General features: G+C 63.7%; 16 protein-coding genes and 3 tRNA genes. 16 read left to right on the forward strand and 3 right to left on the reverse strand.

The window, feature by feature from the left end:
- The 15 genes from GPA22_RS01120 to GPA22_RS01190 all read left to right on the forward strand — a co-directional run bounded on the left by GPA22_RS01120 (position 1) and on the right by GPA22_RS01190 (position 12732).
- Positions 1-1317: an integrating conjugative element protein gene (locus GPA22_RS01120; RefSeq protein ID WP_169254243.1), complete on the forward strand. Its 1317-nt coding sequence runs from the start codon at positions 1-3 to the stop codon at positions 1315-1317.
- Positions 1314-1664, forward strand: a complete 351-nt coding sequence (locus GPA22_RS01125) for a hypothetical protein (RefSeq protein ID WP_169254244.1) — start codon at positions 1314-1316, stop codon at positions 1662-1664. The genes GPA22_RS01120 and GPA22_RS01125 overlap by 4 nt, the downstream gene beginning before the upstream one ends.
- 13 nt (positions 1665-1677) lie before the next feature.
- Positions 1678-3255, forward strand: a complete 1578-nt coding sequence (locus GPA22_RS01130; RefSeq protein WP_169254245.1) for a conjugal transfer protein TraG N-terminal domain-containing protein — start codon at positions 1678-1680, stop codon at positions 3253-3255.
- A 5-nt stretch (positions 3256-3260) separates the two neighbouring features.
- Positions 3261-4415: a DsbC family protein gene (locus GPA22_RS01135; RefSeq protein WP_169254246.1), complete on the forward strand. Its 1155-nt coding sequence runs from the start codon at positions 3261-3263 to the stop codon at positions 4413-4415.
- On the forward strand, positions 4412-4834 hold the full coding sequence (locus GPA22_RS01140) for a TIGR03757 family integrating conjugative element protein (protein ID WP_169254247.1): 423 nt from the start codon (positions 4412-4414) through the stop codon (positions 4832-4834). Before GPA22_RS01135 ends, GPA22_RS01140 begins: the two co-directional genes overlap by 4 nt.
- Positions 4835-4939: 105 nt before the next feature.
- Complete coding sequence (locus tag GPA22_RS01145) at positions 4940-5860, forward strand: TIGR03756 family integrating conjugative element protein (protein ID WP_169254248.1); 921 nt, start codon at positions 4940-4942, stop codon at positions 5858-5860.
- A 4-nt stretch (positions 5861-5864) separates the two neighbouring features.
- Positions 5865-6398: a PFL_4695 family integrating conjugative element protein gene (locus GPA22_RS01150; protein ID WP_169254249.1), complete on the forward strand. Its 534-nt coding sequence runs from the start codon at positions 5865-5867 to the stop codon at positions 6396-6398.
- Positions 6399-6409: 11 nt separating this feature from the next.
- Positions 6410-6964 carry a hypothetical protein gene (locus tag GPA22_RS01155; protein WP_169254250.1) on the forward strand — a complete coding sequence of 185 codons (555 nt, stop codon included), beginning with the start codon at positions 6410-6412 and terminating at the stop codon, positions 6962-6964.
- Positions 6965-6973: 9 nt separating this feature from the next.
- The gene (locus GPA22_RS01160; RefSeq protein WP_246263977.1) at positions 6974-7915 is read left to right on the forward strand and encodes a DUF3262 family protein; all 942 of its coding nucleotides are present in this window, start codon (positions 6974-6976) and stop codon (positions 7913-7915) included.
- Positions 7916-7934: 19 nt separating this feature from the next.
- The gene (locus GPA22_RS01165; RefSeq protein WP_169254251.1) at positions 7935-8570 is read left to right on the forward strand and encodes a hypothetical protein; all 636 of its coding nucleotides are present in this window, start codon (positions 7935-7937) and stop codon (positions 8568-8570) included.
- 460 nt (positions 8571-9030) lie between these two features.
- On the forward strand, positions 9031-9300 hold the full coding sequence (locus GPA22_RS01170; protein ID WP_169254252.1) for a hypothetical protein: 270 nt from the start codon (positions 9031-9033) through the stop codon (positions 9298-9300).
- A gap of 320 nt (positions 9301-9620) precedes the next feature.
- Complete coding sequence (locus GPA22_RS01175) at positions 9621-10208, forward strand: JAB domain-containing protein (RefSeq protein ID WP_246263978.1); 588 nt, start codon at positions 9621-9623, stop codon at positions 10206-10208.
- A 415-nt stretch (positions 10209-10623) separates the two neighbouring features.
- On the forward strand, positions 10624-11208 hold the full coding sequence (locus tag GPA22_RS01180; RefSeq protein WP_169254254.1) for a metal-dependent phosphohydrolase: 585 nt from the start codon (positions 10624-10626) through the stop codon (positions 11206-11208).
- Positions 11209-11527: 319 nt separating this feature from the next.
- Positions 11528-11737, forward strand: a complete 210-nt coding sequence (locus GPA22_RS01185) for a DUF4224 domain-containing protein (RefSeq protein ID WP_169254255.1) — start codon at positions 11528-11530, stop codon at positions 11735-11737.
- Between the two features lie 26 nt (positions 11738-11763).
- The gene (locus GPA22_RS01190) at positions 11764-12732 is read left to right on the forward strand and encodes a tyrosine-type recombinase/integrase (protein WP_169254256.1); all 969 of its coding nucleotides are present in this window, start codon (positions 11764-11766) and stop codon (positions 12730-12732) included.
- 74 nt (positions 12733-12806) lie between these two features.
- On the opposite strand, the gene GPA22_RS01195 is transcribed toward GPA22_RS01190, so the two are convergent.
- The 3 genes from GPA22_RS01195 to GPA22_RS01205 all read right to left on the reverse strand — a co-directional run bounded on the left by GPA22_RS01195 (position 12807) and on the right by GPA22_RS01205 (position 13106).
- A tRNA-His gene (locus GPA22_RS01195) sits at positions 12807-12882 on the reverse strand.
- 47 nt (positions 12883-12929) lie between these two features.
- Positions 12930-13006: transfer RNA gene (locus GPA22_RS01200), tRNA-Arg, on the reverse strand.
- A gap of 23 nt (positions 13007-13029) precedes the next feature.
- Positions 13030-13106, reverse strand: a tRNA-Pro gene (locus GPA22_RS01205).
- Positions 13107-13275: 169 nt separating this feature from the next.
- Here GPA22_RS01205 and dksA point away from each other — a divergent pair.
- A complete protein-coding gene (gene dksA, locus GPA22_RS01210) occupies positions 13276-13701 on the forward strand; it encodes an RNA polymerase-binding protein DksA (protein WP_169254257.1) in 426 nt (141 codons plus the stop codon).
- Positions 13702-13776: the final 75 nt, after the last annotated feature.

A 13776-nucleotide genomic window follows, 5' to 3' on the forward strand; every position in this document is an offset into this window, starting at 1 on the left:
ATGCGCAAGGCTTGTCTGACCCTGATCTTCGTCGTCGCCGGCGTCGCGCCCGTGTCCCACGCCGGCGACATTCCCAGCTCGAGGTCGAACCTTTACTACCGCTTGGGCGGGGGCGATCCGGTCTCGCGCGCGCCGAACCCGGGCGGAGTGCCATACAAGCTGGGGCTGTCCGGCGTCGCCAAGCTGAATTACTCCTGCGGCGCCTACGATTTCGAACTGTCGTTCCAGAAGCTCATGAACCAGTTCGCGCAGCTCGGCACCCAGATGACCCAGGCCGTTCAGGCCGGCATCGCTGCGCTGCCGATGTACCTCTTCCAGCGCGCCTCCCCTGGCTTGTATGAGTTGTTCCAGACCTACGCGAAGAAGGCCGAGGTCGCGATCCAGATCGCCACCAAGAGCTGCGAAGAGATGGAGGCGCAGATCAAGCAAGGCGAGGACCCCTACGAGGATTTCATTCGCATGGCACGCGGCGAGGCGTGGAAGCAGGAGGCGATCACGAACCAAGATGTGGTACTTGCGAAGGAGAACGTCGGCGTCAAGAACGGGAACGATGGGGTTACTTGGGTCGGAGGCGAGAAGGCGGGAGGGACGGGACAGAAGGCAATCAAGATCATCTTCGACACCGTCTACGCCGGTTTCAATGTCACCATGGGCCAACCGCCCGCCGTCACGGCCACCGCATACGCGCCAGTCAAGCTCACGGAGACTTTCCCGACGCCCGACAAGGCCGCCGTCTACGCGACGGACGTCCTCGGCGATCTGGAGATATACACGTGTCGTGGCGGTGGTTGCCCTACACCCCAATCTACGATGGGCCTTGGTCTCGTGCAGAAGTTCGAGCTCGAGATCCCCACGACGAAGACCCAGGTCGCGACCTTGTTCGAGACCACCGTGCCGAAAGGCAGTGATCTCAAGATCGCGTCGGCCCCCGGGGTGCTGGTCACGCGCGAACTCGTCGACGCGATCCGCGAACTGCCGCCAGTCGAGCGGCGCATCGCGCAGGACCGGCTCGTGCAGGACGTCGCGCTGGCACGCACGGTCGACAAGGCCCTCATCGTCCGCAATCTCCTGCTCACGGGGCGGATGATTCCCGAGGTCTACAAGACCGCCAACACCCAGATCGAATCCAAGCTCGCCGAGCTGAACCGGCATATCGACGACGTACTGTACGAGTCGAATGTTCGGAAACGCGTCATCTCCGAAACCGCCGCCACCCTCATCGACAGCTACCAGGCCACGCGCGCCGCGTCCGCCGCGAACTCGGTTCAACCGCCCGTCGATCGCAAGCCCGTGATCGACGGCAGGGTGAAGAAATGAGCGTCCGTGAACTGCGTCCGCCGCGGCTCGCGCGCCGTCTCGCGCGCCCGGTCGCGGTCGGCGTCGCCTTGGTCGCCTTTGTGGTCCTGGCGCTCTTCGCGTTCGGCACATACGACGAGTGGGCCACGGTGCATCGCGGTGTCCGGCACCTGAAGCCGTATCTCGTCGCGCTCCAGTGCCTCGCCATCGCCGCCCTGTGGTTCGCGTGGCCATGGGTCGTCGGGCGGTTGACGCGTTGGCCGGACGACGCCCGTGCGGCCCTGCTCGCTGCACGCCACCGGATCTGCGCGGGGCTCATCGTCATCGAGCTCGTCGTCGTCCTGGGCGTCCCGTTCAGCCTCTTCTAGAAGGTGCACGGCCATGAGCGTGGATAGCTACCTCGAACTCTTCACCACAATGTACGGATGGGCGTTCGCCGGCGTGATCCGCGACGTGCTCGTCGACACCGGCCTCATCTTCCTGCCCTTCCTCTTCATCCTGATCGGTACCTGGCTGCATGCGCATCAGATGAACGGCGCCGAGGGCGCAGACGCGGCCTGGATGGTGCGCACGATGGAGGCCGAGTTCTGGACCGCAGTGTTCGTGCTGGCCTTCTGCTTTACCCCGGTCGGCACCAGCCTGCAGAACGTGAATCTCCACCACACGCCTCCGGCGACGACCCTCAACGCCGCGCCGGTGACGGCCACCGGCGCGAGTTCCGACAGCACCTTCGATGATGCCTTCAACGGCGTGCCGCAGCAGCTCGCCCTGCCGCCATGGTGGTTCACCGTCATGAGTCTGTCGGCGGGCTTCAACGATGCGGTGAAAGGTGGCATCTCGGGCGGCCTGAGTGGTTTCCGGCAAGTTGAGGAGCTCGCGCGAACCGCGGCCGTCGAAGACCCGACCATGCGCGCCGAAGTGCAGCGCTTCTACAACGAATGCTACCTGCCGGCGCGCTCCCGGTATCTCACGGATGAGGCGTCGCCGGAGGCGGCCGCCGCCCTCGCCAGCTACGGGGAGGCCGACCCTGACTGGATCGGCAGCCACGCGTTTCAGGCCGACCCGAACCTCTACGCTGCTCTGTACGCGAGAGCGGGGGTGCCGGGGTTCGCGCTCGACGTTGGCGACGCGGATGCCGACATGGACGCGAACACGGTGATGCCCGAGCATGGGAGGCCGACCTGCCTCGAATGGTGGTCCGACGCATCCAGCGGCTTGCGTACGCGCCTCGCCAACAAGATCGGCATCGTCGGCACCCCGTCCGAGACTCTGCCGCAGCGAATCGCGGTGCTCTTCAGCGCCGTCGCGGCCGACCAGCGCGAGGACGGCCTCGCGCGACTCGCGATGGGACGCTCGAATCCCAGCATGGCGCCGGAGACACTACTCCCCGAAGACAATCGCGCCTGGTTCCAGGCCCTCAGCGGCGCCGCAGCCGATGTCGCCGGGATGGCCGGGATGGTGAACAAGGCGATCGACACCCAAGCCGCACGGTTTCCGATCATCCAGTTCGCGCTCTTCGCCCAGCCCCTGATTCTGATGGGGATCTACATGTTCCTGCCGCTGATCCTCGTCTTCGGGCGCTACAGCCTGAACGTGATGTTCCTCGGCGCGCTGGCGATCTTCACGGTCAAGTCGTGGGCCTTGATGTGGTACATCGCGCTGTGGCTCGACGAGCACCTGTGGGTGGCGATGTATCCCGGCGCGGAATCGATGCTCTTCAACGTCCTGCACCTGGAGTTCGACACCGCCCTCAAGCGGTCGACGCTCAACACCCTGCTCATCGGGCTGTATCTCGGCCTGCCCCTGATATGGAGCGGGATGATGGGGTGGGCAGGCTTGCACGTGGTTCAGACCATTGACGCCATGCAGCGGAGCGCCATCGGCCAAGGAATGACCGCGGGGCAAACGGGCGTAGGCATGGTCGCCGGCCGCATTGGACGCGCGGTACGGCGGAGGTGAGCAAGATGGAACCCGCCCTAGTAATGGATGATCGGTGCCCCGGAATAGACGCCTACTGGCTCGCCATTCCTACCCGCGCCAATCGGTTCGCGACCATACGCGGTAAAGGCGTCGCCCATCGTCTCCTCACCGGCAAACGCACCGCGAGTGGCACTCGAAGTGTCCGCAAATATGGGGTCGCGGTCGTCGTCCGAATCTCGACGTTCCGAACCTCCCGCCACAACAATTCCGATGATTTCCAGCACCGCGCCCAGCAAGGCGAGCATCCACCCGGAATCCGTGCCGCTCGCGCGTGCATCTCTGTCCATAGTCCCTCCCTTACGAAGAATGATCCTATGCCAACGGCCCATCGTGAAACATACGCCGCGGTGCGTGGAACGTCGACCCCACGGATGTTCCATGTTGTAAGCGTCGCCTTCCTCTCTCTCGGCCTTTCGGCAGCGCCCGGTTTCGGCGCCGGGCCAGAGGGCGCAGCGCAGGACATCAAGGCCGCGATCGCCCGCCACACGAACGGCGAGGTGACGCCGGATTCCGTGGCTGCGACGCCCGTGCCGGGCATCTTTGAAGTGACGAACGGCATGGACGTCTTCTACGCCGACGCTTCGGGGCGCTATGCCTTCATCGATGGCCGCCTGATCGACACGCTCGAGAAGCGGGATTTGACGCAAGCGAAGCTCGCCGCGCTTGCTGCGATTCCGTTCGACGAATTGCCGCTCGATCTGGCGCTCAAGACCGTACGCGGCGACGGCTCGCGCAAGTTCGCCGTGTTCGAGGACCCGGCCTGCCCGGTGTGCCGCTCGATGCAGCCTGTACTCGCTCGCCTCGATAACGTGACAATCTATGCCTTCACCTATCCGGTGATTTCGCCCGATTCGATCCCCGCCGCGGTCGCGATCTGGTGCAGCGCACAGGGTGCGCGCGAGTCGCGCTGGCAAGCCTACATGGACGGCGCGCCCATGCCGAAACAAATCGAGCCGCACTGCGAAGAGGCGATGCAGGTCGTCAAGCGCATCGTCGATTTCGGCCGCGCGCGCGGGATCCGCAACACGCCGACAATGGTGCTCGGCGATGGGCGCCGCGTGCTTGGCGCGATGCCCGCCGAGGAACTCGAAGAGGCCCTGGCGCGCGCCGGCGCGCGCACGGCTACCGGCAAGCCATGAAGCGCGCGGACATCACCGCCACTCGCGTGTTCCTCCTCCTGGCCGCGCTCGCCGCGGGGCGCGGCCACGCCCAGGAGCACGTCGAGGTTTTTCAGCTATCCACGCAGCAGGTTCGCGGAGCCGACGGCGCAGCCGTTCATTACGTGGATGGCATCGAACGCGTGACGAAGGCGCTGTCGGTCGGGCTACCGCCCTCGACCCAGCAAGCGGCCACGCTTGCCAAAGAACGCTTCGCGGCGCTGTCCGGTGCAGACCGGAAAGGCATCGAAGCCGGCGCGCGGGCGCTGGATCTTGCCGCGCGTTACCGATTGACGAAGGTGCCGGCGATCGTCTTCGATCAACGCGCGGTAGTCTATGGCGTGCCCGACGTGGATGCAGCACGAACGATTTATCGCGCCTGGCGTGCGCGCGGTCATTGATTGGCAAGGCGCGTCGAGATGGTTTCCCATCGGCAGACTCCAACCCGTACCTTCCGAGCCTTCTTGGGCACTGCGGCGCTTGCTCACGCGCCGCTCTCCGCCGCAATGGAGTTTACGACCACTGCGGCGCTATTCGCGCAGGCGATCGCCAGTTACCCCTCGTGCGCGTTCTTGCACATCTCCGGCATCTGTTTCTGGCTCTTCTGCACGCCGTTCGGATGCGACATCAAGGCTTCGACCCGGTTCAGCCACTTCGCCCCCGATCTCGTGGTGAGTACCTACCACGATGTCGCGACCCATCCTTGGCCCGAGATCGGCATACCGCTTGCCGCGGCGACGACGAGCACCATCGGTGCGCTGCTCGGGAAGCCCCTGTCGGATAGCGCCGGGACTCGGTCGCGCGGAGACCGCACCGACAAGGCCCGGCGCTTTCGCGATGCCGATGCCATCGGCCACCCGGCGACAAGCCTCGGCCCCTGCCCGACGGCAGTCAGCCCCTTCGTGCCCTACTTCATGTCCACGCTGGACGCGCTGGTGTGGCGCTCCTATCTCCCGGCGGAGTTGCTGTTCCCGGCCTCCTGGATCCCCGGCATGCGCGAGGTTGGCATGTGGCCGGCCAACACCTGGGGCAACGTGTATCCGCGGACCGGCGAAGTGGTGCAGCAGCACGAGGTGAAGGGTGCGGCGGTCCTGTCACAGCGCATCGCCGATTTCATCACTCGACCCGGACAGCCCCACATCTACACGTACGTGTCGTCCGCCGCGCTGGCAGTTCGTGGCAGCCAGCTCGTGTGGGATCCGCCGCCTGCAATGGAGATGAACCCGATGGGTGGCTTGTGGCAGATGAATGTCGCGGTGCCCACCAGTTGCCACGTGTTTGGCCTGAACGACACCGCAAGCCCGGTCTCATACGGCGAAGCGATGACGACGAACTCGGGGAGCTACGCCTATACGCTGTGGCGGCCCTATGCCTGCTGTCGAGTCAGGGGTGTCTTCATCGGCCACATCCAGTTCGGACTCTGGTGATGACATGAAACGCACCCTGATCCTTTCTCTCGCCCTGCTGATCGCCGCCCCCGTCGGGTCCGCAGAGCCCCCCGTCATGCCGGCAATCGTCATCCATGACGGAGGCGGCGTATCACTGGCCCCCTATTTGACGAATGACGAGGGGGACGCCCGCGAGATGCCCCCATCAAAGCAGCCCGTCGCGCCGCGGCAATCGCCCTCCATACCAGCTTTCCCGGTCGCCTCGGCGAAGGCCGGCCCCGGGCGACTGTTGCCGAACCCGATGCCGGCACGGCTACCGGGCGGACCAGGCGCCCCGTTCTTCGTCGTCGGCGACGACGCGCCGTCCCACGCGTGGCTGCAGCGCAACGCCGAGCGACTGCAGGCACTCGGCGCCCGCGGCATCGTCGCCGCCGTGGCAACCGAGGCCGACTTCACGCGCCTGCGCGCGCTCGCCGGCGTGCACATGGTGCCGATGTCCGCCGACGCGCTCCTGGAGGCCGCCGGCATCCGCGTCTGGCCGGTGCTGATCGGTGCCGACGGTTCCATTTCCCAGTGAGGAGACTCGGCATGCTGCCACCGAAACGGCTCCCGTACGCATCTGCGTTCGTCGCGATCCTCTACGTCGGCTTGGTTCACGCCGACGAGAAGTCCGCGGCGCTTGCCGCCGCGCTCTTCGAGAACGTGCCGGCCTCGGCCTTGCCCGCGCCGGATCGCGTCGCGATCGCGCACCTGACACCGCTGGCGCTCAATGGTAGCCAGGTCGTCAGCACCCTCCCCGGCTGTGACCGCGAGCCCATGGATCCCGAAGCACACGTGGAGGATCTGAACGGCGACCGGAAGCCCGAAGTGTTCGTTGTGGCCGGCAACACCTGCACTTCAGGCATGACCGGCATCAGCGTTTGGCTTTACGCCAGACAGCGCGATGGAACATGGATTCAGCTGATGGACGTGATCGCGCCGGCGTACCGCGTCCTGCGGTCCACAAGCCACGGCTGGCGCGATCTCGCACTCGCCAGCCGGACTTCGTCGTGCATGGGGGTGTGGCGGCTGGGTGGCGACGGCCACTATCGTTACGCCCGATCCGAAGCCGCCGATGGCGGCCCGTGTCCAGACCGTCAGTAGGAAACCGCCATGACGAGATTCCGTCTTCGCCCCGGTGCCCGCTCCCTGTACCTGCTGCTCCTCGTTGCCGGACTGGCATGGGCCGGCATCACCTACGTCGATTTCCTACGGGCGCTCGGCGAACGCGAGAGCAGCATGAGGCCGGACGTGATCATCGGTTCTGGCTACGCCGGGCTGTTCCAGTTCGGCGAATCCGCGCTGAAGGACGTGGGCCTCTACACCGGCGATGCCACCCCGAAGAAAAACGACTGGAACGGCAGCTTCAGCGGCAAGTACGGCGTGACGTCGCTTGCGGAGTTCCTTGCGAACCCCGATGCGCAGGTCCAGGCGGTCACCGCCTACCACGCCCAGGCTTGGCGCACCCTCGCCAGCACCTACGGCGCGGAGAGTTACCTCGGCACGACGATCAATGGAATCGAGATTACACAGTCCGGGCTCGTCGCCGCGGCCCATCTGCTCGGCGCCGGAACGGTCGGAGCATGGCTCAAGTCGGGCGGGACGACGAACCCCGCCGACGGCAACGGCACGAAGCTCACCTCTTACCTTTCAAAGTTCGCCGGCTACACGCTGAGTGCCACCGCCCCGACATATGCCGCGCTGCGCGCCGCCGATCCTACCGGTGGCACCACGGGCGAGAGCTACGTCTACACCGATCCGCCGCTGAGGTCGTCCGGCGGCGGATCCGGCGCCGTCGCGCTGCTCACCCCCCATAACAGCCACGGCTTTACCTCCGCGGCGCAGGGCTTCCATGCCGCCACCGGCTACCAGATGGGCAAGGTGCGGGATCTCCTGGTTGGCCTCGCCGCAACTGTAGTGCTGACGTGGATGGCCTACGTCGTGATCAGCAAGTGGCACGCACTCAGCAGCGGCGGCGAAACAATTCGTGAAATGACGTACGACATTCTTCGGGCTATGGTAGTGACATCAATCGTCCTGCTCCTGATGGTCTAGGACAGCTGGAGGATCACCGATGAAACCCGTAATTTGCCTCGTTGCCGCATTCGCGGCGTGGGTGTCGCCCGTTTCGGCGGACGTGCTCGATGGCGTGATCTTCGGCGTGAAGTGCATGAGGGCGGACGATCCGCAGGCATGCGAGGACCGCTCGAAGCGCGAGGCCAATGAGGCGCGCGAACGGATGCGGCAACAGTCCGGTGCAACGGGAGTACAGACTCAAGGGCGTACCGCCCCTGCCGGCGGGGACAGTTTTGGAAAAAAGGTCTACCGGAACTGGGTGGAGAATGTCGTTTGTAAGGCGTTCGCGAAGCGATCGTCACGCGACGTGGATACGACCTACGCGCGCGCCATGAGCCGCTATAGCTTCTTGACGCCGAACGAGGTCGAACGCCGGTCATTGGCAGGCGAAGCGAGCCTGCATATCGCGGGCTATCTGCATGAATCCACTCCCGGCGCACTGTATCGCCTGGAACAGGTGGTGCATTCACCTGACGTGGCCAATGGGCAGCGCCAGTACAAGCTGATTCTGGAGCTTGCACGCGACGGCTCCGGTACGCGCGTAACCGGGCAGTATTGCGTGACCACCGACGATCCCGCCGGCTGGCAGGACTTGCCGCCCAAGGTGCTCTCGAGTCTCAACTCCACCTTCTGACCGGAGGAGCGTCCCGCCATGCATGACGACGAACGTTCTTGCCCCCACTGTCGCGGCGCTTGTGAGACCCGAGTTCTGACGGACCGCGCCTGCCACAGTTGCGGCGGAAGCGGCCGCGACAGAGGTTCGTCCCACGAGTACTGCCGAGCCTGCAACGGGCGGGGAATCGAATCGAGCTGGGAGTTCCAGCCGTGCACCGCCTGCAACGGCCATGGCTATGTCCGCGCGTAATGGCCTCACCGTCCGCCGGCGACGCTCAATGATGAGGCGCGAGTGCAGGTGCCCGGCCGACAAGCGTATTCCCGACTTGTCCACAGCGCCATCCCCAGTTTCTGTGGGCAATCGGTTTCGTGCTGCGCCGGCCGTGCGGCCAAGCCACGAAGGCACTACAGCGCAGGCGTTTGAAATTGCTCGAGATGGCGAGCACAGCCCTGGGTAACGAACCGAAGGGAGGCTGATCGTGCGTAATGAATGGCCGTCGAGTTGGGGCGCGGAACGGACTGCATTGTTCAACTTCTTCTCGATCCATGCGGTCGCCGCGGGTGACACCGTCGAGATCTATAAGGGGATAGCGAAAATTGCGGTCATTCCCATCGACATTGACTTCACCGTGCTGCGAAAAGCCCTTCCACTATTGATCGACAGCTACGAATTGGGGGCGAAGGCCGGGCGCGAGAGCTTGGCGACAGACTTCCGGGCCCTTCTTGGCGTGATTGGTCGCCGTGATTGACGCCACCCCGCGGACCGGGCGCGAGGCTGGATCGCAGCCAATGTGTTAATTCTGGATACCGAAACGTCCCATCCAGAAAGAATTATGGATGCCAATTAGGACTGAACTGTCGGGACTGGGCTATCGGCATTGCAGGTGCGTCAGAACCCGACTACGATATGAAAGCAGTTCAGCCGAAAGGCTGCCAGCGTCCGGTCAGCCCCTGAAACCGGAATAGCCTTCGGGCTCGGGGTCACGTTCGTCGGTTCATGTCATTCCCATGGGGAGCTGCTCCCCATCAGGGACACGGCTCTTCCCATTCTTCTGAGGAGATGCCGGTGATGCCCTTCTATTCTTCCCCTACTTCCCTTGCTGATGCCGCACTGCTTGAGCGCTTCTTCGGCCCGGAGGCCGAGGACGTCTGGGAGAGCTGCAGCGGATCGTGGACCCAGGTCGTTGGGCTTGCCCGCGAACCCCACACGCCCGCTTGGGATGCCTTGGCGTGTTCGCTCGAGATCCTGAAACGCAGCTTCGCCGAGGATCTGGCCACGCGCGATGTGCTCGACTCCCCGGCGGTCGTCAGACAGTTCCTCCGCACGTTTTTCGCAGGACGCCCCTACGAGGTCTTCGTGGTCCTGTATCTCAATGCCCGCAATCATCTCATTCGCGCCGAGGAGGCGTTTCGCGGCACCTTGACGCAAACGAGTGTCTATCCGCGCGAGATTGTGCGGCGAGCGATCGAGCTCCATGCTGCAGCAGTGATCTTTTCGCACCAGCATCCGTCTGGAGCGTGCGAGCCCTCCACCGCCGACGAGGCCCTCACACGGACCCTCAAGTCCGCACTGGCCTTGGTTGACGTGAGTGTGCTGGACCATTTTGTCGTCGCGGGTAACGCGACCGTTTCCTTTGCCGAGTCGGGCCGGCTGTAGCACGTGGCGCTCGCCCATCGGCATTCGTATCAATCGGCCGGCGGCCGGCCTCCCTTCCGACCCACTGCGGCCCAGACGCCTCGTGCGTGTGGCCGCTTTTCTCAGGATCCTCAGGCCTTGAGAAAAGCGGCTACGCCGCCCACCCCCGGGGAACGTGTCTGCCCATTGCCGACGCTTGTCAGGCTGCCGTCAAAGCGATAAATTCAACGTGCCGGCCAAAGGGCACACTGCCGCATCCAAAGACGCGCGGATCCCTCGCTCGCTCCCCACTCGCTTTCGCATCACTTCCTTGCTTGTCACGCTGCGCTACGCGCTGCGCCGACCTCTGTCCTGAATCCCCACGCGTCGCCAAGCCATGAGTACCTCATGGCCATCGGCAGGCCGAGCCCGGAAACACGAACGCAAGGAGAAGCAGATGAAGCAGGATTTCCCCGAATCACAGGGAAGGCGCCGAGTTAAAGCACGCGCTGCGCACTCGTTCAGGTCAGACCCGTGTTCCGAGTGCACCGGATCAGCCTCCCACCTCGTACGAATCGAGGACATCGCGCACGCCCTGGCAAGCACCTGCTGCTTCGCCGGCCAAACGAAGATCTTCTATTCGATTGCGCAGCACGACTACCTCGTCAGCATGATCGTACCGCCGCAAGATGCGCTCGCGGCGTTGTTGCTCAACGCTGGGGAGGCACTCAAGCAGTCACTCCCGGAAAGCCTCGAGACCGAGGGCTATGTGCCCAATGACGTTCTGACGAGGCTCGGCGTACCTACCCACCTCGCGCCAACTGTCGAGCATGCCGATCTCGTTCTGCGGGCGACCGAATTCCGCGATCTCGGCCGGCCATACGATAACGCGCTGATTGACATTGATGAGGTCAGGCCGCTGGTGCTAAAGATCCAGCCGCTGCCACCGATTGTGGCGAAACATCTCTTCCTCGACCGCTACTATGAGCTCCGCCCAAAGGAGGATCCGAGGCGGCTCCCTATCACGGAGGGAGCATCATGAAACAGGATGCCTTCGCTGTCGCGCCGGACATTGTACGTCAGACGCGGCCCTTCCTGGCACCCTGCAGTATCGCGGGCGGCACTAAGGACTCCACCGTGGCCGTCCCGCGCCAGCAGCCTACTCGGGAAGCAGGGCTCTGTCGGCGAAGCCGATGTCTGCGGATTTTCTCCTCGAGACTTCGACCGCCCCATCAACACCACGGGTAGCCAGATCAACAGCGCTCCACTCCATACTCCGCCGCGGACGCTACCGAGCGGTAAGATCGTGCCGGAGAACGCGGCCGAGGCGAAGCTGCTGCCATCGCCGAAAGAGGCATGACATGTTCCTGAGTAAGGACGAACTCCGCGACCTCACTGGCTACCAGAAGCCCTCGTTGCAAAAGCGTTGGCTCACGGATCGTGCCTGGCCGTACGAGGAAGACGCCGCTGGATACCCGAAAGTGCTGCGCTCGATCGTCGAGAAGCGCATGGGCGGCTCGACTGAAGCTGCCCGGCGCAGGCAAGGCCCCGATCTCGGAGCTATCCTGTGATGATGGGACGTCCGCGAAAAAATTGCATGAACCTCCCGCCTCGCATGTACCTCAAGGGGCGGTCGTATTGGTATGCAGCGAACGGAGGATGGATCAATCTCGGGCGCGACCTCTCCATCGCTCGGACGAAATGGGCTGAGCTGGAGAACACGAACGCCCCTGCCGAGACGATGTCTGGCGTCATCGGCCGCTACCTGCGAGAGGTGGTACCCGAAAAAGCCGCGAGCACCCAGGCCGGCAACAAACTGGAATCGGCGACGCTGACGAAGGTGTTCGGCCTAATGAAGCCGGCCGACATCACCGCGGCTGATGTGTGGAACTTCATGCAGGCCCGCGCGAAGACGTCGAAAGTCCGCGCCAACCGCGAGCGATCCCTGCTACAGGACATCATGCGCCACGCGATCATGTGGGGTCACTGCAAGGACAACCCGGTGCGCGAGGTGAAGCCGTTCAAGGAAACGCCTCGCACGCGCTACGTCACCGATGCCGAGTTCGATGCGGTGAAGAAGATCGCCCCTCCGCTCGTTGCCGCACTGATGGACCTTGCTCGCCTCACCGGTCAGCGCCGCGGTGATCTACTATCCCTGCGCCGCGATGCGATCACGGACGAAGGGCTGATGATCAGTCAGGGAAAGACGGCTCGCAGTCGGCTCGTACAGATCTGCATCGCGTGGACGCCCGCATTGCGCGAGGCGGTGAACGCGCTGAAAGAACTGAAGCGCCCGATTGCCAGCACGTCGCTGGTGACCAGAAGGGACGGATCACCGATGACGATGGAAGGCTGGAAAACTGCATGGCAACGCACGATGGATAAGGCGATCGCCGAAGGCGTGATCACCGCGCGATTCCACTTCCACGATTTGCGCGCGAAGACAATCACCGAAATGAAGGAAGGCGGCCGGGACGCCAGGGCGCTTTCAGGCCACGCGTCCGATGCAATGATCGAAAAGGTCTATGACCGGCGCAGGGTAAAGAAAGCGACTCCGCTGGAATAAATCGGTGCGGAGTTTTGAAAAAAAGCCAGAGTATTGAAAACGGCACCCCGAAGGGTGCCGTATCTCTTTGATTTTGGGGCGACATACCGGGATCGAACCGGTGACAACTGGAGCCACAATCCAGTGCTCTACCGACTGAGCTAATGCCGCCACTTCTCCAGCTGCAGAAAAATTCTACAGCCAAAAAACCTTTTCTCTGGCCTGCCCGACAGGAATCGAACCTGTAACCCCCGGCTTAGAAGGCCGGTGCTCTATCCAGTTGAGCTACGGGCAGATCCCGCGGGCATCGGGGTTAGCTGGTCGGGGTGGAGGGATTCGAACCCCCGACATCTTGCTCCCAAAGCAAGCGCGCTACCGGACTGCGCTACACCCCGAGAGCCGCGAATAATACACACTCATTCCCTGCACGTCAAACACGAATCGATTTTTTTGCATTCGCATGGCGGCACGCGACTATCCCGAGAACGGCGTCTTTGCTTGCTCCGCCGGGCGGTTTCTGATATTAGTTCGGTTTCTTTCAATTACCAACCGGAAGTCGAAGTCATGCCGGACGATACACTGCAGAAACAGTTCCCGCCGTACGTCGCCGAAAAGGGCGAGGAATACATGAGCGAGAAGCAGCTGGCCCACTTCCGCGAAATGCTGGAATCGGTGAAACGGGAATTGGCGGGCGATATTGAGCGCACGGTTCATACGATGCAGGACGAGGCCACTGTCTTCGCCGATCCCAATGATCGTGCCAGCCAGGAGTCGGACATTGCGCTCGAACTGCGCAACCGCGACCGTGAGCGCAAGCTGATCAAGAAGATCGACGAGGCCATTGCGCGCATCAATGCCGGCGAATACGGCTACTGCGACAGCTGTGGCGTCGAGATCGGCCTCAAGCGCCTCGAAGCACGCCCCACGGCGACGCTCTGCATCGACTGCAAGACGCTCGAGGAAATGCGCGAGCGTCAGGTCGCCAAGTAAGCAGACTGCTCGAACACCGCCGCGCTTCACGCACGGCAGCACAAACAAAAAAGGGACGCCGCGGCGTCCCTTTTT

The sequence above is a fragment of the Aromatoleum toluvorans genome, assembly GCF_012910905.1.
GTDB lineage: Bacteria > Pseudomonadota > Gammaproteobacteria > Burkholderiales > Rhodocyclaceae > Aromatoleum > Aromatoleum toluvorans.

Coding starts and splice junctions, on each gene's coding strand:
- GPA22_RS01135 (WP_169254246.1), top strand. CDS start 3,261: ATGGAACCCGCCCTAGTAATGGATGATCGGTGCCCCGGAATAGACGCC.
- dksA (WP_169254257.1), top strand. CDS start 13,276: ATGCCGGACGATACACTGCAGAAACAGTTCCCGCCGTACGTCGCCGAA.
- GPA22_RS01140 (WP_169254247.1), top strand. CDS start 4,412: ATGAAGCGCGCGGACATCACCGCCACTCGCGTGTTCCTCCTCCTGGCC.
- GPA22_RS01190 (WP_169254256.1), top strand. CDS start 11,764: ATGAACCTCCCGCCTCGCATGTACCTCAAGGGGCGGTCGTATTGGTAT.
- GPA22_RS01145 (WP_169254248.1), top strand. CDS start 4,940: ATGGAGTTTACGACCACTGCGGCGCTATTCGCGCAGGCGATCGCCAGT.
- GPA22_RS01150 (WP_169254249.1), top strand. CDS start 5,865: ATGAAACGCACCCTGATCCTTTCTCTCGCCCTGCTGATCGCCGCCCCC.
- GPA22_RS01180 (WP_169254254.1), top strand. CDS start 10,624: ATGAAGCAGGATTTCCCCGAATCACAGGGAAGGCGCCGAGTTAAAGCA.
- GPA22_RS01160 (WP_246263977.1), top strand. CDS start 6,974: ATGACGAGATTCCGTCTTCGCCCCGGTGCCCGCTCCCTGTACCTGCTG.
- GPA22_RS01130 (WP_169254245.1), top strand. CDS start 1,678: ATGAGCGTGGATAGCTACCTCGAACTCTTCACCACAATGTACGGATGG.
- GPA22_RS01175 (WP_246263978.1), top strand. CDS start 9,621: ATGCCCTTCTATTCTTCCCCTACTTCCCTTGCTGATGCCGCACTGCTT.
- GPA22_RS01165 (WP_169254251.1), top strand. CDS start 7,935: ATGAAACCCGTAATTTGCCTCGTTGCCGCATTCGCGGCGTGGGTGTCG.
- GPA22_RS01125 (WP_169254244.1), top strand. CDS start 1,314: ATGAGCGTCCGTGAACTGCGTCCGCCGCGGCTCGCGCGCCGTCTCGCG.
- GPA22_RS01155 (WP_169254250.1), top strand. CDS start 6,410: ATGCTGCCACCGAAACGGCTCCCGTACGCATCTGCGTTCGTCGCGATC.
- GPA22_RS01120 (WP_169254243.1), top strand. CDS start 1: ATGCGCAAGGCTTGTCTGACCCTGATCTTCGTCGTCGCCGGCGTCGCG.
- GPA22_RS01185 (WP_169254255.1), top strand. CDS start 11,528: ATGTTCCTGAGTAAGGACGAACTCCGCGACCTCACTGGCTACCAGAAG.